The 22,933-nt window shown below is 50.1% G+C and carries 20 protein-coding genes; 8 read left to right on the top strand and 12 right to left on the bottom strand.

The window, feature by feature from the left end; genetic code table 11:
- Window positions 1-42 precede the first annotated feature (42 nt).
- Window positions 43-384: a hypothetical protein gene (locus M5M_RS06015; RefSeq protein WP_015046581.1), complete on the bottom strand. Its 342-nt coding sequence runs from the start codon at window positions 382-384 to the stop codon at window positions 43-45.
- A 283-nt stretch (window positions 385-667) separates the two neighbouring features.
- Between M5M_RS06015 and M5M_RS06025 the strand changes: the two genes are divergently transcribed.
- The 4 genes from M5M_RS06025 (at window position 668) to M5M_RS06040 (ending at window position 6,146) form a co-directional block, all read left to right on the top strand.
- The gene (locus M5M_RS06025; RefSeq protein ID WP_015046583.1) at window positions 668-1,198 is read left to right on the top strand and encodes a DUF4184 family protein; all 531 of its coding nucleotides are present in this window, start codon (window positions 668-670) and stop codon (window positions 1,196-1,198) included.
- Window positions 1,199-1,207: 9 nt separating this feature from the next.
- A complete protein-coding gene (locus M5M_RS06030) occupies window positions 1,208-1,588 on the top strand; it encodes a gamma-glutamylcyclotransferase family protein (RefSeq protein WP_015046584.1) in 381 nt (126 codons plus the stop codon).
- Window positions 1,589-1,880: 292 nt separating this feature from the next.
- Window positions 1,881-3,005: an efflux RND transporter periplasmic adaptor subunit gene (locus tag M5M_RS06035; RefSeq protein ID WP_016389255.1), complete on the top strand. Its 1,125-nt coding sequence runs from the start codon at window positions 1,881-1,883 to the stop codon at window positions 3,003-3,005.
- Between the two features lie 9 nt (window positions 3,006-3,014).
- Window positions 3,015-6,146: an efflux RND transporter permease subunit gene (locus tag M5M_RS06040; RefSeq protein ID WP_024330167.1), complete on the top strand. Its 3,132-nt coding sequence runs from the start codon at window positions 3,015-3,017 to the stop codon at window positions 6,144-6,146.
- Window positions 6,147-6,440: 294 nt separating this feature from the next.
- Here the strand turns inward: M5M_RS06040 and fic are convergent, their stop codons facing one another.
- Window positions 6,441-7,547, bottom strand: a complete 1,107-nt coding sequence (fic, locus tag M5M_RS06045) for a protein adenylyltransferase Fic (protein WP_015046586.1) — start codon at window positions 7,545-7,547, stop codon at window positions 6,441-6,443.
- A 268-nt stretch (window positions 7,548-7,815) separates the two neighbouring features.
- A complete protein-coding gene (locus M5M_RS06050; protein WP_015046587.1) occupies window positions 7,816-8,412 on the bottom strand; it encodes a DUF1240 domain-containing protein in 597 nt (198 codons plus the stop codon).
- 791 nt (window positions 8,413-9,203) lie between these two features.
- Between M5M_RS06050 and M5M_RS06065 the strand changes: the two genes are divergently transcribed.
- Window positions 9,204-9,644: a hypothetical protein gene (locus tag M5M_RS06065; RefSeq protein WP_016389258.1), complete on the top strand. Its 441-nt coding sequence runs from the start codon at window positions 9,204-9,206 to the stop codon at window positions 9,642-9,644.
- A 92-nt stretch (window positions 9,645-9,736) separates the two neighbouring features.
- On the opposite strand, the gene M5M_RS06070 is transcribed toward M5M_RS06065, so the two are convergent.
- Window positions 9,737-10,270: a hypothetical protein gene (locus tag M5M_RS06070; RefSeq protein ID WP_015046592.1), complete on the bottom strand. Its 534-nt coding sequence runs from the start codon at window positions 10,268-10,270 to the stop codon at window positions 9,737-9,739.
- A gap of 289 nt (window positions 10,271-10,559) precedes the next feature.
- Here M5M_RS06070 and M5M_RS06075 point away from each other — a divergent pair, with 289 nt between their 5' ends.
- From M5M_RS06075 to M5M_RS19375, 3 genes are all read left to right on the top strand, one after another.
- Window positions 10,560-11,171, top strand: coding sequence for an AHH domain-containing protein (locus M5M_RS06075; RefSeq protein WP_015046593.1), 612 nt, complete (start codon window positions 10,560-10,562; stop codon window positions 11,169-11,171).
- Window positions 11,164-11,706 carry an imm11 family protein gene (locus tag M5M_RS06080; RefSeq protein ID WP_015046594.1) on the top strand — a complete coding sequence of 181 codons (543 nt, stop codon included), beginning with the start codon at window positions 11,164-11,166 and terminating at the stop codon, window positions 11,704-11,706. The genes M5M_RS06075 and M5M_RS06080 overlap by 8 nt, the downstream gene beginning before the upstream one ends.
- An 85-nt stretch (window positions 11,707-11,791) precedes the next feature.
- On the top strand, window positions 11,792-12,346 hold the full coding sequence (locus M5M_RS19375) for a hypothetical protein (protein WP_015046595.1): 555 nt from the start codon (window positions 11,792-11,794) through the stop codon (window positions 12,344-12,346).
- Between the two features lie 252 nt (window positions 12,347-12,598).
- On the opposite strand, the gene M5M_RS21050 is transcribed toward M5M_RS19375, so the two are convergent.
- From M5M_RS21050 to M5M_RS06120, 8 genes are all read right to left on the bottom strand, one after another.
- On the bottom strand, window positions 12,599-12,778 hold the full coding sequence (locus tag M5M_RS21050; protein ID WP_420834868.1) for a primase 1D-like protein: 180 nt from the start codon (window positions 12,776-12,778) through the stop codon (window positions 12,599-12,601).
- A 34-nt stretch (window positions 12,779-12,812) separates the two neighbouring features.
- Complete coding sequence (locus tag M5M_RS06090) at window positions 12,813-13,163, bottom strand: primase 1D-like protein (RefSeq protein ID WP_016389259.1); 351 nt, start codon at window positions 13,161-13,163, stop codon at window positions 12,813-12,815.
- Entirely contained in the window at window positions 13,160-14,533 is a 1,374-nt protein-coding gene (gene dgt / locus M5M_RS06095; protein ID WP_016389260.1) for a dGTP triphosphohydrolase, read from the bottom strand. The genes M5M_RS06090 and dgt overlap by 4 nt, the downstream gene beginning before the upstream one ends.
- 9 nt (window positions 14,534-14,542) lie before the next feature.
- Window positions 14,543-17,605: a type I restriction endonuclease subunit R gene (locus M5M_RS06100; protein ID WP_015046598.1), complete on the bottom strand. Its 3,063-nt coding sequence runs from the start codon at window positions 17,603-17,605 to the stop codon at window positions 14,543-14,545.
- Window position 17,606: 1 nt separating this feature from the next.
- Window positions 17,607-18,767, bottom strand: coding sequence for a restriction endonuclease subunit S (locus tag M5M_RS19380; RefSeq protein ID WP_015046599.1), 1,161 nt, complete (start codon window positions 18,765-18,767; stop codon window positions 17,607-17,609).
- Window positions 18,768-18,831: 64 nt separating this feature from the next.
- Entirely contained in the window at window positions 18,832-20,259 is a 1,428-nt protein-coding gene (locus tag M5M_RS06110; protein ID WP_016389261.1) for a type I restriction-modification system subunit M, read from the bottom strand.
- On the bottom strand, window positions 20,256-21,755 hold the full coding sequence (locus M5M_RS06115) for a type I restriction-modification system subunit M (protein ID WP_015046601.1): 1,500 nt from the start codon (window positions 21,753-21,755) through the stop codon (window positions 20,256-20,258). The genes M5M_RS06110 and M5M_RS06115 overlap by 4 nt, the downstream gene beginning before the upstream one ends.
- A 147-nt stretch (window positions 21,756-21,902) precedes the next feature.
- Window positions 21,903-22,319, bottom strand: coding sequence for an HIT family protein (locus M5M_RS06120; RefSeq protein WP_024330169.1), 417 nt, complete (start codon window positions 22,317-22,319; stop codon window positions 21,903-21,905).
- Window positions 22,320-22,933 lie beyond the last annotated feature (614 nt).

Below are 22,933 nucleotides of genomic sequence, written 5' to 3' on the forward strand. Positions count from 1 at the left end.
CATTACACCACCTAACGTAAACACAAACCCGCCCACCTACCATCAACCAAAATACTCCACCACCCAACCGTACACCTTGTCCACAGTCAGATCCGCCAGCGCAATGGCCTCATAACCACTGGCCGGGTCCGCATCCCGCCGGCAGAACTGGTAACTCGCCTCCTCCGGCTTGGCATCCTGCAGAATAATCAGGATGCGCTTGTTCGACACCAGACAGTCAATGGTCACCACATCCGCCGCAATCCCGCTTGCCCGCATCTGCCGGTTAATCCCCACCACCGGATTAATCTGGGCATGTTGCTGCTGAATCCGGGCGTGGGCTTCGGTGAGTGTTGCAGACAATGTGCTGAGCTGGGGTGTCAGGGGGAATTGTTGATGAGGCATAAGTCAGGGAAACCACAGGTTGAATAAGCACATTATCCTAGCACGCACCAACCAGAACTTCGGTGGTAACTCAACGGCTTTCACCGTCGATGCGATGCACTCGACAAACGCACCCTTGAAAACGCCAACATCGTAGGGTGCAATGAGCACCGCGAATTGCACCATGGCTGAACACACAACCCATTTTTTATCCAATAAAACCGTGGGTCTCACACCATTGGCCAATACCAAACACATTTGGTATACACAGACATTAACGACTAAAAAACCAACGGAACGCCCCATGCCCTTCACCCCCTTTCACATGGGCGCCGCGCTTATCATCAAGCCCGTACTCAATCGCCACTTCAGCGTGATCGCCTTTGGCCTTGCGCAGATCGGCATGGACATAGAGCCCGCCTATGCCATGCTCACCGGCAACCCGGTGTTACACGGGCCGTCACATACAGTGCCGGGGGCGCTGGCCATTGCGACAATGGTATCGCTGTTGATTCTGATACTGCCTGCGCTGGTTAATCCGCTGCTTAACCTGTTCAACAAAGAGGTCACCCACTACCGTCTGGGCTGGCTGGCGGAACCCGGCCCGGTTTCGCGCACAGCCATTATCACCGGCGCCTTTCTCGGCACCCTCACCCACATTACGCTCGATGGCATGATGCATCTGGACATGCACCCGTTCGCGCCCTTCACCCAGGCCAACCCATTGCTGCACCTGTTAAGCCACGACAATATCTACCTGCTTTGCACGGTGCTCGGCATAACCGGCGGATCGCTCTGGCTGGTGTTAAAATGGCGCAACCGTTCACGCCACTGACACAGCACCATGCAAACGCCAGAACTTTTCACTCTTGCCGTTTACGGCTCGCTACGCCAGGGCTTCCACAACCACCACCTACTGGCACACTGCGAGTACCTCGGCACCTTCAACTCCGCCAATCGCTATACCATGGTGGACTTGGGCAGCTTCCCCGGGTTATTCCATGGCAACTGCAGCACCATCGTGGTTGAAATTTACCGCGTGGATGAAGACACGCTGGCAAAGCTGGACATACTCGAAGGCCACCCGGAACACTACCAACGCCACCCGCAAACCATCGAAGGCTTTGGCGAAGCTTGGCTCTACCTCATGCCCGAGGGCTATTTGGATACAACCAAAGTGCCACAGGTGAGTGGCGGCGATTGGCGGGCATACCGCAACGCTTAACTAACGCATCACGAATGCACATCGCGCACTGCGTAAACGCCCATCGCAGGGTATTCTGGCTGCAGCTTTTTGCACCTATGTGTAATAAAAAACCGGCATTTTTTACAGTCAACATCCGCTCACAGTGCACCCAAAACACCTTACGGTGCACATCAAAAACGCCGTCGTTTGGCAAATGAGTCGGCCAGACTGTAAACCTGCGACCTACTGACACTTTCTGACATTATCCTGTGCGACAATGCCTCATTGCCGGCCACGCAAGCGCCGGCGTTTTTCGTGCTGGGGAGAGGTTATGCACAAGACGCTCAAAGGAGTGATGATCGGTGGCGCATTGGCGCTGGGGGTTGCAGCGCTGTTGATCGGGACCAAGATGGCCCAGTTCGGCGCTATGGGCGAAGCAATGGCACAAATGGTGATGCCACCGACGCCGGTTAACAGTTACACCGCTGAGCAAATGGAATGGCAGCCGCGCTTATCGGCGGTGGGTTCCGTGGCACCGGTGCAGGGTACCGAAGTCACTGCCGAAATTGAGGGTACCATCCGCGAGATTCTGTTCACTCCCGGCGCGCAGGTGCAGGCTGGCACTCCGCTGGTACAACTGGACGACAGTCTGGAACAAGCCTCGCTACGGGAGGCCGAAGCGGCGGCCGAGCTGGCACAACTGGCGCTGCGGCGCGCGGGCGAGCTTGCCAGAACCAAAAGCATTTCCCAACTGGAACTGGATAACGCCAACAGCAATGTGCGCCAAACCCAGGCCCGGCTCGATTACGTGCGCGCACTTATTGCCAAAAAACGCATCAGCGCACCCTTTGCCGGCCAGCTCGGCATTAAACAAGTGAGCGTGGGCCAATTCATCAACAAAGGCCAGGCAGTGGTATCGCTGCAGGCGCTGGCGCAAGTGTACGTGGAATTTTCCATTCCACAACGCCAGTTGGCACAGGTAAACCCGGGCCTGATTGTGCAGGTGGTCAGCGATGCACACCCCGACCAGTTATTTGAAGGCAAGGTACTGGCGGTAAGCCCGGCAGTCGATACCAGTACCCGCAACCTGCGCGTACAAGCCTTGCTGGACAATAACGATGGCAAGCTGCGGCCGGGTATGTATGTGAGCGTGAGTCTGCAATTGGCGCGCACGGAACCGGTGTTGTTTATTCCCATCTCGGCGGTATTGCACAGTGCCTATGGCGACGCCGTATTGGTGATTGAGGCTGGAGAAGGCGACAGCCTCATTACCCGTCAGGCGGCCGTGCGCCTGGGACTGCAGCAAGGCGATTTTGTACAGGTACTGGAAGGCCTGAACGCCGGTGATGAAATTGTCTCTACCGGTAGCTTCAAATTGGCCCCGGGTATGCCGGTGGTGATTGACAATACGCTGGCGCCAACCTTTTCACTTGATCCTCGCCCCAACAACAGCTGAGTGCCCACCATGAAATCCTTTACCGATTTATTCGTCAGGCGCCCGGTGCTGGCATTGGTGGTGAGCATCGTCATCATTATTGCCGGCATGCAGTCATGGAATTCACTCTCGGTGCGCCAATACCCGCAGAGCGAAAACGCCTCCGTTACCGTGGCCACCGTTTACGTGGGTGCCAGTGCGGAGGTGGTGCGCGGGTTTGTCACCACCGCCATCGAGCGCGCTATTGCCTCGGCCGACGGCATTGATTACATCGAATCCAAAAGCCTGCTGGGCCTGTCGTTGGTGACCGCGCGTCTGAAGCTGAACTACGACGCCACCAAAGCGCTGGCCGACATCACCGCCAAGGTCAACCAGGTGCGCAACGAATTGCCCGCTGGTTCCGAACTGCCCAGCATCAGCGTGCAGTCGGCCGATTCGGAATTTGCCGCCGCCTACCTGAGCTTCAGCTCGGACACCATGTCGCAAAGCGAAATCACCGATTACCTGGTGCGCGTGGTACAGCCGCGTTTGTCAGCAGTAACCGGCGTTCAACGGGCCGATATTTTTGGTGCGCGCACCTTTGCCATGCGTGTCTGGCTCAAACCCGATCAGATGGCGGCACTGAAAATTTCGCCGCAGCAGGTGCGCACCGCACTGGCCGTCAATAATTTTCTGGCGCCAGTGGGCAGCACCAAAGGCCAGTATGTGCAGGTGAACCTGACCGCCAATACCGACCTGCGCACGGTAGAACAATTCCGCCAGTTGGTGGTGCATCAGGAAAACGACACCGTCATCCGCCTGGCCGACGTGGCCGATGTGGAACTGGGCGCAGAGGATTACGACACCAACGTCAGCTTCAATGGCGAAACCGCCGTGTTCATGGGCATATTCCCCTTACCCAGCGCCAACACCATCGAGGTGGTGAGCCGCATGCGGGAAAGCCTCGCGGGTTTGCAAAAAGATTTACCGCCGGGGCTTAAAGCCGAGGTGGGCTACGATGCCTCGGAATACATCAGCAACGCCATTGATGAAGTAGTCAGCACCCTGTCGGAAACCCTGTTGATTGTGGTGGTGGTGATCTTTCTGTTCCTCGGCTCTGCGCGCTCGGTTTTGGTGCCGGTGGTGGCCATTCCGGTGTCGCTGATCGGCTCGATTTTTCTGATGCAATTGTTCGGCTTCACCCTCAACCTGCTCACGCTGCTGGCGATTGTGCTTTCGGTGGGCTTGGTGGTGGACGACGCCATTGTGATGGTGGAAAACGTCGAGCGCCACATCCGCGAAGGCAAAACGCCTACGCACGCCGCACTGATCGGCGCGCGCGAACTGGCCGGCCCGGTAATTGCCATGACCATCACCCTCGCGGCCGTGTATACGCCCATTGGACTGCAGGGTGGTTTAACCGGCGCCCTGTTCCGCGAATTTGCGCTCACCCTCGCCGGTGCAGTAACGATTTCCGGCATTGTTGCACTCACCCTTTCGCCCATGATGAGCGCCAAACTGCTGCAAAGCGCCGAGCAGGAAGAACGCGGTTTTACCGGCAAAGTGAACCATGCGTTTGATCGCCTGCGCGACAACTACAGCGGCTGGCTCGCCGCCAGCCTGCGCCGGCGCCCAATGATTTACACCGTCTGGGCCTTGCTGGGTTTACTGACCATTCCCATGTATATGTTCTCGGCCAAAGAGCTGGCGCCGGTGGAAGACCAGGGCTTTATGTTTGGTATTGTGAACAATGCGGCCAATGCGTCAGCAGACCAGAAAGCCCACTTCGGCAAAGCCACAGAACAAATCATGCTGAACACGCCCGAACGCGATCTGGTGTTCCAGATACTGCTGTCGCCTTCCGACCCGTTTGCGGCAGCAATGGGCGTGGGTGGCTTCAGCGGCATGGTGGTAAAACCCTGGAACGAGCGCGAGCGCTCGATCAACGAGATCGTCATGGACGTGCAAAACCAACTCAACGGCATTACCGGCCTGCAGGTATTTGCCGCCCAGCCGCCCGCCCTGCCCGGGGGCAGTAACTTTCCGGTGGAATTTGTCATTACCTCCACCGACAGCCCCGAACGGATGCTGGAATACGCCTATAAAATGCAAGCCAAAGCGATGGAAAGCGGCATCTTTTTCTTCCCGCCCGATATCGACCTCAAGTACGACCAGCCGCAGAGTGAAGTGGTGATCGACCTGGAGAAAGTTGCCGCGCTAGGGCTCACCAATGCCCAGGTGGGGGCGGATTTGAGTGCGGCGCTGGGCGGCAACTACGTCAATCGCTTCAGCATGGATGGCCGCGCGTACAAGGTGATTCCGCAGGTGGCCCGCAGCGAGCGCCTGAACCCGGACCAACTGCAGGATTTGTTCATTACCGGCCCCGGCGGCCAGATGATTCCGCTTTCCGCCATTGCCCGCATTGAAGATTCTACCGTGCCGCGTTCGCTCAACCGCTTTCAGCAACTGAACGCGGTCAAACTCTCCGGCATGACGGCACAAACTGATGCCGGCCTGAAAGTACTGGAACAGGCGGCCGCCGAGGTTTTACCGGCCGGCTACACCTATAACTACACTGGCGAATCACGCCAGCTGCGCACCGAAGGCGGTAAATTCCTGCCCGCCTTGGGGCTGGCCATTGTGATGATTTTTCTGGTGCTGGCGGTGCAGTTCAACTCCTTCCGCGACCCCTTGGTGATTCTGTTCGGCTCGGTGCCGCTCGCCATGTTTGGTGCGCTGATATTCACCGTACTGAAAATGCCGGACCCGAACATGCCCTTTTTCACTCAGGGCTGGACCACCACCCTGAACATTTATGCGCAGGTGGGGCTCGTAACGCTGGTGGGATTAATTGCCAAAAACGGCATATTAATTGTGGAATTCGCCAACCAGTTGCAGGTACAAGGCAAAGCCAAACTGGAAGCCATACAGGAAGCCGCCCAAACCCGGCTGCGCCCCGTACTCATGACCTCCATCGCCACCATCGCCGGCCACTTCCCGCTGGTACTGGTCGACGGCCCCGGCGCCGCCGCCCGCAACTCCATCGGCCTGGTACTCGTGGGTGGCATGGCCGTAGGCACCCTGTTCACCTTGTTTGTGGTGCCTTCGCTGTATATGTTGATTGCCAAGCAGCATGAACGGGAACCGGTGGAGCAAGAGGCATTGCAACCGCAAGAAGCCTGAACACCCTCACCGCCCATAAACAAACGCCCCGCAAGGGGCGTTTGTTTATGCAACATCAATCAACAATCCAATCACCGTAGGGTGTAATAAGCGCAGCGCATTACACCAAAAAGCCGTTATCACTCCACACACAAAATATAAAGGGGGTCGATGAAGCAATCGGAACAGCTAATGCCATCATCGCACAGCACGTCTCAGAGGTTTCTGAATTTTCGTACGATAACGTTGTTGGTTATGGGATTTCCAAATTTTAGTGCATTTAATATCGGCTGAATTCACTGCATTCGACGCAAGCTAGGTGTAAGGCGCAATGTGATTGTCATCTTGGGTCATGAGGTTAAGCAGCTTGGGGTGCACAAAGAGCTTTTCGCGCCCGGCTTGTAGCTCTGCCAGTACGCCAATGTCGCACAGACTTTTCAGGTAGCTGGAGGCGGTTTGGCGCTTAGCGATGTCTTTATCCACCAAATTGCCAATGCGGCAATAGGGTTGCTCGAAAATAGTTTGCAACAGCTCATGGCTGTAGAGCTTGGGCAGGCTTGCCTGCACATAGTGGCTGGTGAGCTCCATGAGCGCGCGCACGGCGGCAATTTTGGCGGTGGTCCAGCGGGCGGTTTGTTCCACCGCTTTTAACATGTACAGCAACCAACGTTGCCAATCGCCCTCACGGGTGACGGCCTGCAGGCCTTGGTAGTAGCCGGGCTTGTTGCGCAGTATATAATGGCTTAAATACAGGATGGGCAAGTTGAGCAGGCCCGCCTGAATCAGGTACAGAATATTCACAATGCGCCCAGTGCGGCCGTTGCCATCGGCAAAGGGGTGAATGGCCTCGAATTGGTAGTGGGCCACGGCCATTTTAATGAGCGGGTCAAGCTCGTCTTCGGCATTGAGAAATTGCTCCCAATTGGCCAGCAACTCGCGCAGGGTGGGTTCGCCCACGGGCGGCGTGTATATAGTTTCGCCGGTAGCCGGGTTACCCAGGGTGGTCCCGGCGCCGGTGCGCAGGCCCATGTGGGTACCTTTGATGGTGCTGCAAATCTCTATGGCGGTGTTGGTGCACAGGGGCCGCGTGGCCAATTGTTGAAAACCAGCAAAGAGCGCGGTGCGGTAGCGCAGGGCCTCTTTGGTGGTGTGATCGGCGGCGGCCTCTTCTTGGGCATATCGGAACAGCTGATCTGAAGTGGTGACGATATTCTCGATTTCCGAGCTGTCTTTGGCCTCCAACAGCGGCAAGAGGTTAATCAGCAGGTTCTGATTGGGCAGCAACTCACCGGCTTGCTTGAGTTCGGCCAAGGCGGCGCGGGCGGGTATACAGGCCTTGAGCACGGCGGTGGTTTCGAGCTGATCAAGCGGTGGCGCGAGCCGTGGGAGCGCGTTGTAGGGGGTATCGGCCTGCCAGGACATGTTTAAATTTCGCTATTTTTTCGACATGTTTCAAGATTATGTCGATGGGATCGACATGTCAACGGAATATGTTTATAAAAACTAATTTTATCGACACGTTGTTGAGTTGCGTTGATAAAACCGCCTTTTTTAACCCTATTGCCCCCCCCTCCTTTGGCGAGCATATCGGGGCTACCCCAGGCAGATCAGCGTTGCACCAACCCGCAAAAAACCATCCCGTAGGGTGTAATAAGCGCAGCGCATTACACCACCAAGCCAACAAACACCATCAATCCAAAAACCGCTCCCCCGCCTCATACGCCTCAAGCATCTCCATCGCTTTAGCGCGAACTTCCTGCGCAGTAACATCCCGACCACCATCAGGCAAAGCCTGCAACCAATCCATCAATGGCCGACGAATTACCCCGGTTTGTTCAATGCAATATTCTGGTGACCGCACCCACACCTGAGGCCTGAAATTGGCTGGCGATGTATACCAAAAGCAGTAAGAGTAACCCTCTTCCTTGAGCCGGCTTTCAATCATATAACCCATAGGCAACCGAACCAGAATAGCCACAACGCCAATGCCAACAGCTAAATTGAACGTGTTCGTGTAAAGTCTACCCTTATCTTTACCAACTAATCTCAGAACCAGACAAAAGGCCAAAAGAATAAACACCGGGCTTGCAATGGCCATTGGCAATGCCCAACTGGAGGCATATACCGCTATCGCATATTGCTCAAACAGCTGAAAATTGTTTAGGAAATTACCTAAACCGAGCATTAATATAACGCCGGCAATAGCAACCATAATTATTGCAAGAAAGATAAACTTCGCTTTTTCGGAAGTGCTATGTGACGTTACAACCTGCATAGAGCCGCTCATCAAAACATTCTGCCACCAAAATAAGGGACGCCAAAAAGCCTATGCATAAACCCGACTGGGTCTTCATCCGCATAATTCAGGCCTTTCCTGACTTCTGATTTCAGCTCATTGAGTCTTTCAGACAATAGGTGTTCAGCATCAACCAAATCGCTCATTAGCCATTTTATCATCTCAGCAACCCACTCAATAAACCCGGTACTCCGACCACCCCACTGTAGGGTGTAATAAGCACTGCGCATTACACCGCAAAAGGCCATTACCCCTCCACACACAAAAGATAAAACGCATGTACTAAGTACAATTCAAAAAATAAACAACTTCGGTAGATCCTGATATATTCGCATCTTTACAAGGAGGTATATATGAACTTAACACGCGCCGAAGCCAAGATAACCATCGCCAAATTCATCGAACTGGCCTACTCCACGGACAAAGGACTGACCAAAAATATTTTCACCAAATAAGGCAGCGCCAAACTCACAGTTGATGACCAAGGTCAGGTAACCCTTAGCGGATCTGCAGGCCACCTGACCTTCAGCGGCAGCCCTGTTCTGGACAAAATTGGTGCAAAAATAAAGCGAGTTTCTGTAAATTTCAATAACATGGATAGCATGAGAGTCGGCTACACTGCCACCTTCAGCCTTGAGATCATCAGCGTTATTGTTTCCGGAAATTTCGATCTGGAAAAACTGATTACCTCATGTTCTGGATTACTCTGCAAAGCCGCCAGAGCACTTAAAGGAAGACATCAGGCTTATGACGCCGAGCTACAGCAGATTATGGGGCACTGAATGAAAACATTGACATTATTTGCGATTCTGACCTTTCTCATTTCTTGCACAACAGCCAGCAACAATAGTGCCTCTCCGTTACTGGCTTACAACCAGTACGAGACCACCTTAAACCAAGCAAATGTTGCTTCAAAGGCAAGCACTTATTTTGCACACTCGCTACTGGATGGGAAGGACTTAATGGACCCAGGCATTCAGAGCCAACTCCTGTTTAAAGATTATATGGCGCGTCGGGAAGGTAACACCATCCAATCAACCAGAAATGAAGAAGTCTGCCTGACGGTGAACGGCTACGACAAGGACAACCTCCCAATCACTTTTCACCTTGGATACGCCCTTGAGAACTCGATCTGGAAAATAAACGGAATTGAGGTTAAGTTTCTAGAATCCACCGAGGAATTTGAAAGCCAGGCGAAATGCCCACAAAAAACTAACGTTTGACGTATTCAAGACTTGGCGCCCCTCAAGATACAACTCAGCTCCGAGCTCACTGATTAACACACCATCATAACCGCTCATAAATCCTCCTTGATCTACTTAATCCCTTTTACAGATGAAACAACACGCTCTAAAATAGGTTGAACCTCCAGCTCATCCTCTTCGGCAATCGCAACCACAAGAAAAATCGGCTCATCATCTAGCGAAACATCCACCGAAATAACCCGGGTATTCATGGCGCCCAAAAATTCCGCAGTCAACCTGTATTCCAAAGCGGCTCGACCAACCACGTCATAGGCGGCTTTACTGACGACTTTGGCGGTATTACCAGGATCTTTTAAAAATGAACTTTCGATGTACGCATCGGTAAATTGCTTATGCCCGACACGATCGCTGTAGTAGAAAGTAGCGTATGAAAATTCGCCAAACTCAAAAACGATTTCTCGACCAACGTTTAATGAAAACGCCTGATCTCTTTGAAAACGCCAAGAGCTGGGATGCTCAATCGAAAAGCCATCATTGCTATACGTAACAAACCCATCATTGCTCGAGCAGTCAAGTGACAGGGCTATAGCGCAGAATGCGAAAAACAAATAGTAAAATCGATGAAGGGGGTTGCTAGAATCCATTCGCAAATCGGTCTCCATGGGGGTATAACCGAGTGGCCAATTCTATGCTATCGGCAATAATTAGCCTACAAACGAAAACCTAAGTAATACCATGGAACAGCTTTAAGTACGGGTGCTAAGGGGCCGGCGAAAAATGCTTCTCACTTGTCGCCGTCCCTTTTTATTGAGTCCTCGCCAAAAGCTATCAATCTTACCACTCAGAAATCCGGCCTATGCTCAACATCCCTGTTCTGCGGTAAAATCCGGGCCGCAAGTCAATCATTGCGCAACGTAAAAAGGATGTTTCTACATGCAGATTGAATACCAAGCAGTAGATGAGCTGGACTTCAGACTAGGGCTGATTGAATTACTCTCGGCCTACGGCAAAATCGATCAAAAAACAAACAGCCTGATAAATCGGGTGGTGGCCGAAACCAAGCTGCGAGCCATGCAAGACGCGCTCAAGCTATATGTAGAGGAAGGCCAGCGCATGACCCAATGCGAATTGATGCAAGAGAAGCATTCTTCGGGTCGGATTGGTGGCCATATGGAAACGTCCGGCTATGATAAACCTGCCGACCATTTCCACGCACATGCCATCGTTAGCGGTGGCCATAAACGCGCGTACGCCGCCCGCGAAATTCTCGCTCAATTCAATATCAGAATCGATGAACCTGCTAACGGACTTTGGCTACCAAATTACAAGAAAAATCTCCATCTAAGCCCGATATTTGATTGTGCACATGGTAATATACACAACAAAATCTATTACCTGAATATTACGGCTTGTCTAGAACAAGCAATGAGTCAACAGCACGCGAGAGAAATCCTGCGGCGAGTGGCACAGGGGATAGTCAGTGGCCGGCTCCCCATTCACCGGCAATTAAGAGCTCGAGAGATCATGGAGTTTGCAAATGGCTGAAACTAAAAAAATCTACTCCATACAAGCCAATTACGACGGCTATAAAAGCTTCGTACTCTCTAATGATGAAACCACGCTACGCTGCAAGGGCAAACCGCTGAATTGGTCAGAACCCCAACCGATAGAAACTGATGAAGAGGATGTTGGCGTACCAGAAGCCGATATCAGCCTGCTCAATATTGGTTCAATTGTCATCAACGAAAACATAAAGAAAGAATACTTCGACGTTTATCAAGACTACTGCGAATTCCTGCCGCTAGACAATGATGGCAAACGGTATTTTGCTGTCAACGTTATCAATGTATTAGACTGTCTGGATATGAATAAAAGCAGGTTCAATAAACATGGCGGCATTATCGACCCTGTATTTGATCTCGCAAAAATCCCTGACAATGCGATTTTCAAAATAAAGGAAGACAATTACACCAACATCTACTGCACTGAAGCTGTTGCTAGCAAGATATCCGATGCTCGATTGACTGGCGCCATGATTGAGGCTTTTGATACCAATGATCGGCCATATCAGAATCATTAACACTTAGCGCGAAGCCAAGTAATTCCGACTTAACGCATGAGCTTTTTAGTTTTATTTAATAAAGGCAACGCGTGTTAAAACCAACATGGCAATCTATAAACTTCGCTACCGCTTCAAAAGCTACCTCTCTATCAATGTTTCCAATCAGGAAATGCGAGACAAACTGGGCAAACCGCTTTACCCGCGCGGAGAATCGGTAGCCGATATCTGGAAGCCACTGCAAGCCAGCCTCATCAATACCTTTGACGAAACCAGCCAAAGCAAAAAACCCGACATTGCCGATTGGGAAACCAATATGGTACTAAGCCCCAATGCGTATGAGGCTCTATCCACAATGCTTTCGCCTTATGGGGAATTTTTACCGCTGAAGATTGAGGGCGAAACCTGGCACCTATACAACACTACCAGCATCTATGATGACATTGACCTGAATGCCAGCTCGCAGCAACTCATGGATGGCATGGTCATGGCTGTTGTTGCGCTACAATTTGATGAAGAAAAATTGGGGCCAGCGCCGGTGTTCAGATCCAACTTTGATGGGCGAATGGCAGTTTATTGTAAGGAAGCGTTTAAGCTAGCGGTTCAAGCGCAAGATTCTGAGGCATTGTTGTTTAGGGAAAATCTTACTTCACCGATGTAACTCTCTTGCGACCAGGCGGCGCGCCGACGATCCAGAATAGGGATTACTTCGGCCTTTCTTAGGTATTATCGAGCCTAGTTATCTACCTAGAATCCGGAATCCTTAATCAAAATACAAGTTGACTCATCTAAGCTACAACAATATTGAAATAAGTACACCGTCCCCGTAATCCCCGAAATCCGGAATCCACCAATTCCATCTACCATTCGGAGCAAAAATTAGGCGTTTTTCGAAAACACATAGCGCTAATTTCTACACCAACCTTTCTGGAAATTTCAGATAATTTGATGTATTTAATGATAATCGCAATGAACTATAGCCGGAAATTATTCTGTGACCAACCCATCTAGAATCAACAATCTGCGCCTGATTAGGGAAATTACAAAGCAACAAACGCCCTTTGAAATTTACCCATTCTTTTGGCTTGAGCAAGAAAGCACCATATGCATGAATAGACCTCCCAGAGTCATAAAAACTTTAGGGTGGATGAGACCGAAGATGTTAGCATTTTTTCTGCGACTTTTTTAGCTTCCAACAGCTCGCTCGCCGAACAATCAAAATCGATCATAGGAATATGGAACGTCTTTCCATCAATATATATCTTGGAATGCACAGCCAACTCTTCGTTGGGCGATAGCCTTGACAACATCTCCATTAGCCAGTCTTCCGAAATGCTATCCAAAGCAACAGAGAAGACGCTACGTTCATCTAACAGACTCTGAGGCCTGTACACATAGCGACTAAATTCAAGAACAACACCCCTTGAAGAAGGCAATACTTCCAACAAAAAAGATAGGGGATGCCTTAAGTAATTCATATTGTTTCTACACTTATTCCATGCAGCAATCGATAAACTTTCAGTGAAAAGTCATCTGTCATACCACAAACGTAATCAATCACCAAACGAACTCGATGATACCACTCATTTTGACCATCCATTTTAACCGCATACCGATATTGATCGACCAAACTGTTTGGCAGCTTTGAAAACATTCGACGACATAAATCTGGCCCTTTAGATTGCTCGACAAGCCGAGAAAACTGACACTCAGAAAGCTCCAATAGTACAGAAAATTTCTCGAGAAGCCCGTGAACTATATTATATCCAGCAATTTCAATATCTTCTGCCTCCGGTGAACGATACAAATTTTCCTTGCAGAAATCTCCAATTATCTTTAAAACCTTTTCTTCATCACTACCTGCGAGCAGCGACTTTTTTACAACATTCTCTTCATCCAAGATTTTATAAAAGGCTCCAGCCGCACTACCAACAAGCGAGTTGATCATTGAAGTACGAAATGATACGAAGGGCGAGGTAACACCTCCCTTTAAAGCCGACTCTGCCATTTTTCTATATTCGGCTATATTTTCATCTGCAAATCGACTCTCAAATTGCTCCAAAACACTACGTTCATCAACAATTTTTTTCTCAATTCCATCTTCTATATCACTTAGACTATAAGCAATATCATCGGCAGCCTCCATAAGGTAAACAAGCTTATTTCGTTCACCCCATACTAACCCCTCCTCTCTCCAAACACTCTTAATCGCGTCAAGCTCAGTCTGAAAAACGCCAATCTTAGAATACTGCTGCATGCAATCTGAGGAGGATTTTGGGTATTTTAAAATGGCGCCCAACAAACTATAGGTTAGATTAAATCCGTAATTGCCAGGCAACCCCTGAAGACTAACACATATCCTTACACCTTGAGGGTTACCATCAAAATTTACGAAATCCAAATAGTGCCCTGAGGCTGCATCTAACTGACCTCCATTAGTTGCAATGGCATATAATTTCTTGGCATTAGATTTAAACCAATTTTGTATTGCCTTTTCGCCCAAATGCCCAAATGGAGGATTACCGATGTCATGCAATAAACAAGCAGTCTCCACAATAGTCTCTATTTCGAGGCACTGTTCTGCGAACTCATTTCTCTGATCGACTAATGCTTTCTCTCGCACTTTTTGAACAATATATCTGCCAACATGAGACACCTCCATAGAATGCGTAAGCCGACTTCGCACTGCAGCATTGCTTTCGAGAGAAAACACCTGAGCCTTTCTCTGCAGCCGTCTTAGCGGGGCAGAAAATAACACCCTTCCTCGGTCACTCTCGATTTCCTGGCGGCTAGAACGGCTTAGCAAGCTTGTAGAGGGCCGCAGACGCTTCACATTTACCAACTTCATAACAACCCCTCAATAATGTCCTTTGATATATTCATATGCTTTATTAAAAAGCTCTTTGTCCTTACCCAAGCCAAACTGTGCCAAAGTTACCAGTAGTGCCTTCTGGATTTCGCGCGGACCGCTATTGGAGTTTTGCCAGCCTTCAAAGCGGGTGGCTTTAACGATCTTGTCGATCTGGTCTACAACATCACCGATTAGCTTCGGCGTGGTTTCTGGGCGAGTTTCCAGGAAGAGTTTGGTTAAGGCCTGCTTGTTGTCTTCTTCGGTAACGACATGCTCGCCGGTTTCGCGCTCGGCTTGTACGGTATCTTTTGCTGCATCTAACAGGCCTTTTAACCAGTCGATAGCTTTGATGACACCGGCTTCGTAGTCTTGGCGTAATTTCTCAAGGCGTTCGCCAAGCTCGACAAACTTCGGATCGGTGTGACCACGCAGGCGGCCCATCAAGTCAATTTCGAGGCGCTTCGCGCGCTGCTCTTGTTCTTTATCCGTTAGAGTAAAAATGGCGTGCTCATCCATGATCAGCTCGTCGATATCATCGCGGATGCGATTGATGTCGGTATGCTCGTGGATCATCTTGATAGTTTCAGGGCCGAGCGCGGCCCACACCAGAGCACCGGTCTGGCCTACCGGGCGTACCGACTCATAAATCTGCGCCAGCCATTTATAATCATTTCTGAACGGACTTAAGAATGGATCTGGATTGATAGCTGACCATAGCTTGGATAGCACGCCGAAGCTCGCGGCAAACTCATCGCGCTTTTCATTGGTCGGCAAGCACTCTTGAGCTGCCATTATCCCTTCGAAGCCTTCTAGCGTGCGGTCCACACTGGGGAAGAAGTCCAGGCATTTTTTCAACTGGGCGGGCAACAACTCTTTAAAGGCTTCAATGCCTTCCACCACGCCATCAATCTCTTCCGGGTTGTAGGCCAGCGCGGTGCGCAGGTTTTCAAACACGCCAAGGTAATCAATGATGAGGCCCATGTCTTTGCGAACATCGTCCGTTTCGTACAAGCGGTTGGTGCGGCACATAGCCTGCAGCAAGGTATGGTCGCGCAGCGGCTTATCTAAGTACATGCAGTAGCAGATCGGGGCGTCAAATCCGGTGAGTAACTTGGCGGTTACGATAATGAGTTGTAACGGGTGTTTTGGGTCTTTGAAGCACTCGATCAGGTCCTTTTGCACCTGATCTTCGGCATCAATATGCTGCCAGCGCTCAAAATCCGCTTGCTGAATCGGCAATTCCAACTCGTCATGCCACTTGCGCCAATCCTTGTTGACCTTATCTTTCTTGTCGCCTTCCAGCGCCTTCACGGGTGCCTGGTCCACGTTCATCACCACTTCAACGGCATCAAAGCCGAGCTTTTCACCCAGTAAGTAGTACATCTGCACGCAGGCATCGCGGTCGTACACCACCACCATGCCCTTCATTTTTTTCGGCTTGACGTGGCTGGTAAAGTGTTCGGCAATATCGGCGCTGACTGCAGCCATTCGCTTAGGCGCTTTGAGCATCACCGCTAATTTGCCCGCGCGTTTTGATAGTGCTGCCTTTTCCTCTTCGTCCAGGTTGTTTTCCTGGGCAAGCTGCTCAAACTCCTGGTTGATAGCATCACGGTCTACTCGCAGCTCCGCCAAACGTGGCTCGAACTTTACCGGGTTAGTGGCACCATCGCGGATTGACTGCTTGTAGCTGTAGCGATTCATGTAGCGACCGGGGTCTTCCTCGGCGCCGAATAGCTTGAAGGTATTGCGGTCGATACCGGAAATCGGTGTACCGGTTAAACCATAGAAGTGAGCTTTGGGAAGGGCCCAGCGCATTTTCTCGCCCAAGCCACCTTCCTGTGTGCGGTGGGCTTCGTCCACCAACACAATAATGTTGTCGCGGCTGTTAAGGCCATTAGGGTTTTTATCGTCTATCTCGACATCTTTAAACTTAAAGATGGTGGTAATCAAAATGCCACGGCTGTCTTGTTCTATATGTTCGCCAAGCTTTCTGCAGCTTTGTACTTTAATGAGGTTTTTAACATCCGCACCGCCAAAGGTCTCGTTGATTTGGCTGTCCAGGTCGCGGCGATCTACAACTATCAATACGGTGGGGTTTTTCAGGTCATTGTCTGCACGCAGCATTTTGGCGGCGTAGAGCATTAATAACGATTTACCCGAGCCTTGGAAATGCCAGATCAGGCCTTTTTTCGGGTAGCCTTTGCGCACACGCTCTACAATTTGCTTGGCCGCTTCAAACTGTGGGTAACGCGGCAGAATTTTAATGCGCTTGGGTGGCGTGTTCTTACCGGTTTTAACCGTTGAAAACAACGCGAAAGATTCCAGCAGCTGCAATAAGGTTTGCGGGTTTAACAAGCCCTCACAGCTATCCAAAACCGATGCCAAGCCGGGCAAAATGTCATCGCGCAGGTCGGTATTGTGCCAAGGGCCCCAATCTTTTACCCGGGCGTTAATGGCACCATATGCGAAAGTTTTTCCTTCACTAGCAAAACACAGCAGGTTTGACACAAAGTAGGGTTCAACGTTCTTCCAGTAGTGCTTTTTGCCACCCATGAAATCGGCGGCGCCGTCTTGCCAGGTCACACTGGGGCGGGTGGCGGTTTTCACTTCGCCCACCACCAAGGGAATACCGTTCACATAGAGCACAATATCAAAATAGACTTCAGTCGCCGCGATATAGTGCACCTGTTGAGACACCACAAAGTGGTTGTTGTCGATGTTGTCGAAATCAATCAGGTTAATGGTGATGTGGTCGCCATTCTCACCAAAGGGTAAGGTCTTTTCGGCCATCAACCATTCATGAAAATTTTCATTGGCTTTCACCAGGCCTGTATGACGCGCTTCCAGCACCACGCCACGCAGCTTGTAAATCACTTCATCGGCATAATCCGGCTGCTTAGCAATATCGGGGTTTAACGAACACAACGCGTCTTTCAGCCATTCATCGACGAAGATATCCTGCGCTTGTTTGGGCAGGCTCTCACCGTGGCAGTACGTCCACTTCACCCCGCTTAAACCTTTCAAACGGTCGATAATTCCATTTTCTGTGACGGTTTGTTCGTTAAACATATTAAAAAACCAATTTGCTTAGTATTTTTCTTCTCAGCTCAAAAGGGATCTGTAGCTTTTGGTTTAAGACATCCAGCTGATAATCAATTTGACTTAACAACCGGAAAACTCGATCTTGCTCAAATTCCGATGGGATAAAAAATGAATACGCGCCCAAATCATCCCTATTAATTTTGGGGAACCCACTTCTCATAGATACCCCTTCAGCATATCTATGAAAGTGTTCTGTTTGCAGTAAGTAAAATAAATAGTCTGTCGCAAGGCCATTACAACCCTTAATTGGATATACATCAGCACTGCAAACACCTTCAAATCTTGGGAAACAGACTTTTCTCAAATTTGGGCGAATTTTGCTGTATAGAACGTGTTCAGGGCCAAAAAGGTACTTCCCACTCGAGATACAATCTTTTTCAGCACTCTGGAAACCCAATAGCCGCCCTGTGCCTTTCTCAATATTATCAGGGGCTATATGGCTCATCTCCTTATATGGAGATACGGTAGGATCAACTTGACCACTCTGAATTTCCATATGGTTTTTTAGCTTTACAAGACGAGCGCCATCGGACTTAAGAGTCTCCGGGGCAAAGAGCTTAGCGATCAATACCCTTTTAAGTTCTTGAACAGAGGAAAAGACTTGTAACGCCTTTGAGTAAACTTCCTCATTTTTATCCAAGATGGACAGGTAATTTTTTTGTTTATGTACATCCAAGCACTTAAATGTAAAACAGCCGATATCTTTCCAATTAATATAAGGATTGGTTGAACCTTTAGACACAGATATAGAATGCTGCGTAAATTTTTCCGAAAGCATTAAATACTTTAGAAGGCCAGGTTCAAAATTTTCGTTCTTCTTCGGTTCAATTACAAATGTAGTGTTTGCGGTAATTCCGTCAAAATTAGCCTCTGCGACCTTCCTTAAATAAGTACGTCTTGAACCATACAGAATTTGTCCCTTTCTAAATATGCGGTGAAATGCCGGCCCGACATAATCATTCCCAAAAATACCCCATCTGGAGATGTTCAAACAGTCAGTGTCCATGTGCCCCCCTTCAACATACCTCTCGAAGGGATTGTCTTCTCGATCAACCGATTCTTTACACTGTTTAGCAACTTCACTAAACCTAAGCGTAACCGCATTGCCAGTATTTTTATCTGCTAACATAGGCCCCTATTCCTTATCGGTTAATTTTAGATAATTCATATCAGATAAGGCTGCACATAAATTTTTAAAATTCTTTCACTTGAACTCTATTCACATTCCAAGCCTCTATAACATGTTCAATATCATGCACTTCACCATTGTTTTGTGCCTGCACATAGAGCGGAATCGAAAGGTTGTAGAGATTCTCTTTGATGGTTTCGATATCTACCAAAGCGGTAATGTCGCTTTGCTTTTCTGGCGAAAAGAAAGCCTTGCACAACACGGCTAAATCCTCATCCGATAAGCGGCTGTGGGCGCGCTCGCGGGTAACGTGCTCCACACCGTTGATAAACAGCACTTTGTTTTTACGATCGGCGGGTTTATTGCAGTTGAGCACCACCACGCAGGATTCCATCGGCGAGTTGTAAAACAAGTTTGGCCCAAGGCCAATCACTGCCTCGATAATGTCCGACTCAATCACTTGTTTACGGATGCTTTGCTCGGAATCACGGAACAACACGCCGTGTGGCCAGAGCATGGCGGCGCGGCCAGTATCCGGTTTTAAGCTTTTGATGATATGGGTGTAAAACGCATAGTCTGCGCAGCCTTGCGGCGGTACGCCGTAGAGGTTGCGGCCATAAGGGTCGGCGGCAAACTTATCGCGGTTCCATTTTTTGATGGAGTAAGGCGGGTTAGCGAAAATCACATCAAACTGCTTGAGCTGGTCGTGTTCAATAAACTTGGGTTCCGCCAAGGTATCGCCGCGCAGCACATCGAACTCTTCAATGTCGTGCAGGAACATATTCATTCGTGCAATCGCCGAAGTGAGCAGGTTCACTTCTTGCCCATAGAGATGCACTGATCTCCATTCTTTGCCCTGAGAGCGTAAATCCATTACCGCATTTAGCAACATGCCACCGGTGCCGCAGGTGGGGTCATAAGCGGTTTCACCGGGCTTTAAGCCCATAATGCGCGTCATCAGATGCACGACTGTACGGTTGGTATAAAACTCAGCAGCAGTATGGCCGGAGTCGTCGGCAAATTTTTTGATTAGGTATTCGTAAGCCTCTCCCAGATCATCCTGAGCGACCGATTTAATCCCTAGCGGAATTTTACTGAAGTGCTCAATCAGATCAGATAGCAGGTGATCAGGTAAACGTTCTTTGTTGGTCCACTGGGCATCACCAAACACGCCATGTAAGCGCGGGTTGTTGGCTTCAATTAAACGCAGTGCGTTTTGAATGGCCTCACCAATGTTTTTGCTGGTGTGGCGCACCTTCTCCCAACGGGCTTCTTTTGGGATGTCAAAACGGTGAAACATGGGCATGGCTGCGTATTCGGCATCGCCTTCATGGATCTCCAATGCTTCGGTGTATTCTTCCAAATACACATCCGACAGGCGCTTATAAAACAGCAGCGGGAAGATGTACTGCTTGTAGTCTGAGGCGTCGATTTGGCCGCGCAAAAACTCGGCTGCACCCCAGAGGAGGTTTTCTAAGTCTGCTTTTTTCATATTTCAAAACCCTCTTTGATCAGCAGGGCTTCCAATTCGTTTTCGGCTTGTTCCAAAGCGGTGAGCTTTTGCTGAAAATCCCTTAATGCGTCTTCTACCGAGATAGTTTCTTCTTCCAGTGGCTTTTGCACATAGCGCGCAATGTTCAGGTTAAAGTCGTTTTCTTCGATTTCACTGATCGGCACCCAGCGAGCAACGCCTTCAATTTTGGCTGCTTTAGGGCCCTGTTTAACCTGGCTTTGGTAGATGCCATAGATTTCATCTGCCTGATCATTGGTCAGGGTGTTTTGTGCGCGGCCTTTGGTGAAGATTTCTTCGGCGTTGATGATTAACACATGATCTTTATGGAGCTTCGGACGTGACTTTCGTAGCACGAGAATGCTGGCTGGAATGCCGGTACCATAAAAGAGGTTTGATGCTACACCGATAATGGCTTCGATGCGGTTTTCCTGCAGAAGCTTGGTACGGATTGCGCCTTCAGCACCACCACGGAACAGCACGCCATGAGGCAAGACCACAGCCATTCGGCCGCTATCGTTAAGCGACGCGAACATGTGTTGCACCCAGGCAAAATCGCCGTTGGTTTTGGGTGCCAAACCATACTGTTTGCGACCATAAGGATCTGCCGACCAGAGATCATAGCCCCATTCTTTAAGGCTGAACGGCGGGTTGGCGATCACACAATCAAAGGTTTCAAGGCGATCACTGACCAGAAACTTAGGGTCACGCAGTGTGTCGCCACGCACAATGTCAAAGTCTTCCTGCCCATGGAGAAACAGGTTCATGCGGGCAATGGCCTCGGTGGTTAGGTTCTTCTCCTGGCCTTTGATTTTTAGCAAGCGCGGATCACCGCCGTTTTCTTTAACGTGGTGGATGGTTTCCAGTAGCATGCCGCCGGTACCGCATGCCGGGTCGTAAACGCTTTCACCCGCTTTAGGATCAAGAATGTTCACCATTAGGCGAACGATGGTGCGCGGGGTATAGAATTCCCCAGCCTTTTTGTTGGCCTTATCAGCAAAGCGTTTAATCAGGTATTCGTATGCGCGCCCCATGTCGTCGTCACGCACGCTGGCGACACCGAGGTTTACTTTGTTGAAATGATTGAGCAGTGTGCTCAATAGTTCATCTGACAAGCGATCTTTATTGGTCCAGCTGGCATCGCCAAATATGCCGTGTAGCTTTGGGTTTGCTAATTCGATGCCTCGGAACGCATCTTTTAACGCTTGACCGACATCTTTGGTGCGGTTGAATACATGACTCCAGTGGCAGTTTTCAGGAATCTGAATCCGGTGAAACATGTCGCCCTTGGCAAGCTCTTCATCACCCACCTGCGCCAAGGCCTGCTCAAATTCCTCGTCATATACATCGCATATCCGTTTAAAAAACAGGATCGGGAAGATGTAGGTTTTATAGTCAGAGGCGTCTATGGGGCCTGTAATGATATGGGCGGCGTGCCATAGATGGGCTTCTAGGTCTTTTAGGTTTATTAATGTCATGCGTAATTTGTCTCTGATACCGATTGGGCTTAGGCTTGATGCTTGTCTAAGCCCATGATTTTGCTGGCCAATCTTATCACTTGACTGGGGCGATCGGTGCTTTCTGCTTAACTCGTGACACTGGTCAAATAACGATCAGCTCACTAATCAATCCCAATACTTCGCCTTTTCCGCCACCACCCACCGCACACCCCCACGCGGATCAACCCCCTCCTCCGCATACCGCGGAATCACATGCACATGCAGGTGCATGACCGTTTGGCCGGCGGCGGGGCCGTCGTTGATGCCGAGGTTGTAGCCGGCGGGTTGGTATTGGGCGTCTAATTCGGTTTTGGCTTCATCCACCAGCGCGAGCATGGCGTGGCGTTCTTCTTCGGTGGCATCGAAAAAGGACGCGATGTGGCGTTTGGGGATGATGAGGCTGTGGCCTTGGGTTACCGGGTAGCCGTCGTCCATTAAAAAGGCGTGTTTATTTTGTGCGCGGATGCGGGTGGGCGCTTCTGCTTGCAGGGTGCAGAAGGGGCAGGTGTTTGAAGCTGGTGTTGTGTTGTGGGTTGGGGTCATGCGTTGTCCTTTAATACCTTCCTGCACTTCCGCGCCCAAGTTCCGTGGGCTTTGGAAAGTTACCTCATTTAATACATTTGTACCAGATCAAAAAACCCATCTGCTGGTATCTGGCGCGCCATTCAACGGCGTTGCGTTGAAGGTTGTTCAGAATGTGTTCACTCAACTGGGCGTTGCGGTTTGCGGGCGGAATCGCGCCAGAGGTCTTTGGTGATATCCCATTGAACCGGGCCCGTTTTGAGGGGGCCGGCTTTACGTGATTTCACGAGGCTTTTTGCGGTAAGCGGTTGAAAGTTACGCGGCAAATTTGGGCGGTTTGGCATGTTGCTGGTCCGGTATTGGGTTAGCGCTAGGACCGCAGTGCATTAGAGGGAGTTCAGGGATTATGGCAGGAGTGTGAAGGAATCTTGATGTAGCGCAGGGTTTGGGAAATTAGTGGAGTCTGACTTTGACACTTGGCGCCATCGGCTGGGTCAAAGCACCATCGAATCAATAGTAACAAAGGGGCTGACCCGAGCTTGCACCCGCTGGGCACCCTGCCCGGTCCGTCACCCTATACAGCTTAGTCGTGCGGCTGTGCGGGGTGGATCATGCTTTTGCCCGGAAACCAACAA

Source organism: Simiduia agarivorans SA1 = DSM 21679, from assembly GCF_000305785.2.
Classification (GTDB): domain Bacteria; phylum Pseudomonadota; class Gammaproteobacteria; order Pseudomonadales; family Cellvibrionaceae; genus Simiduia; species Simiduia agarivorans.

Coding starts and splice junctions, on each gene's coding strand:
- M5M_RS06050 (WP_015046587.1), bottom strand. CDS start 8,412: ATGAGCGGCTCTATGCAGGTTGTAACGTCACATAGCACTTCCGAAAAA.
- M5M_RS06090 (WP_016389259.1), bottom strand. CDS start 13,163: ATGAATTACTTAAGGCATCCCCTATCTTTTTTGTTGGAAGTATTGCCT.
- fic (WP_015046586.1), bottom strand. CDS start 7,547: ATGTCCTGGCAGGCCGATACCCCCTACAACGCGCTCCCACGGCTCGCG.
- M5M_RS06120 (WP_024330169.1), bottom strand. CDS start 22,319: ATGACCCCAACCCACAACACAACACCAGCTTCAAACACCTGCCCCTTC.
- M5M_RS06115 (WP_015046601.1), bottom strand. CDS start 21,755: ATGACATTAATAAACCTAAAAGACCTAGAAGCCCATCTATGGCACGCC.
- M5M_RS06080 (WP_015046594.1), top strand. CDS start 11,164: ATGGCTGAAACTAAAAAAATCTACTCCATACAAGCCAATTACGACGGC.
- M5M_RS06110 (WP_016389261.1), bottom strand. CDS start 20,259: ATGAAAAAAGCAGACTTAGAAAACCTCCTCTGGGGTGCAGCCGAGTTT.
- M5M_RS19375 (WP_015046595.1), top strand. CDS start 11,792: ATGGCAATCTATAAACTTCGCTACCGCTTCAAAAGCTACCTCTCTATC.
- M5M_RS19380 (WP_015046599.1), bottom strand. CDS start 18,767: ATGTTAGCAGATAAAAATACTGGCAATGCGGTTACGCTTAGGTTTAGT.
- dgt (WP_016389260.1), bottom strand. CDS start 14,533: ATGAAGTTGGTAAATGTGAAGCGTCTGCGGCCCTCTACAAGCTTGCTA.
- M5M_RS06025 (WP_015046583.1), top strand. CDS start 668: ATGCCCTTCACCCCCTTTCACATGGGCGCCGCGCTTATCATCAAGCCC.
- M5M_RS06100 (WP_015046598.1), bottom strand. CDS start 17,605: ATGTTTAACGAACAAACCGTCACAGAAAATGGAATTATCGACCGTTTG.
- M5M_RS06030 (WP_015046584.1), top strand. CDS start 1,208: ATGCAAACGCCAGAACTTTTCACTCTTGCCGTTTACGGCTCGCTACGC.
- M5M_RS06075 (WP_015046593.1), top strand. CDS start 10,560: ATGCAGATTGAATACCAAGCAGTAGATGAGCTGGACTTCAGACTAGGG.
- M5M_RS06065 (WP_016389258.1), top strand. CDS start 9,204: ATGAAAACATTGACATTATTTGCGATTCTGACCTTTCTCATTTCTTGC.
- M5M_RS06040 (WP_024330167.1), top strand. CDS start 3,015: ATGAAATCCTTTACCGATTTATTCGTCAGGCGCCCGGTGCTGGCATTG.
- M5M_RS06035 (WP_016389255.1), top strand. CDS start 1,881: ATGCACAAGACGCTCAAAGGAGTGATGATCGGTGGCGCATTGGCGCTG.
- M5M_RS06070 (WP_015046592.1), bottom strand. CDS start 10,270: ATGGATTCTAGCAACCCCCTTCATCGATTTTACTATTTGTTTTTCGCA.
- M5M_RS06015 (WP_015046581.1), bottom strand. CDS start 384: ATGCCTCATCAACAATTCCCCCTGACACCCCAGCTCAGCACATTGTCT.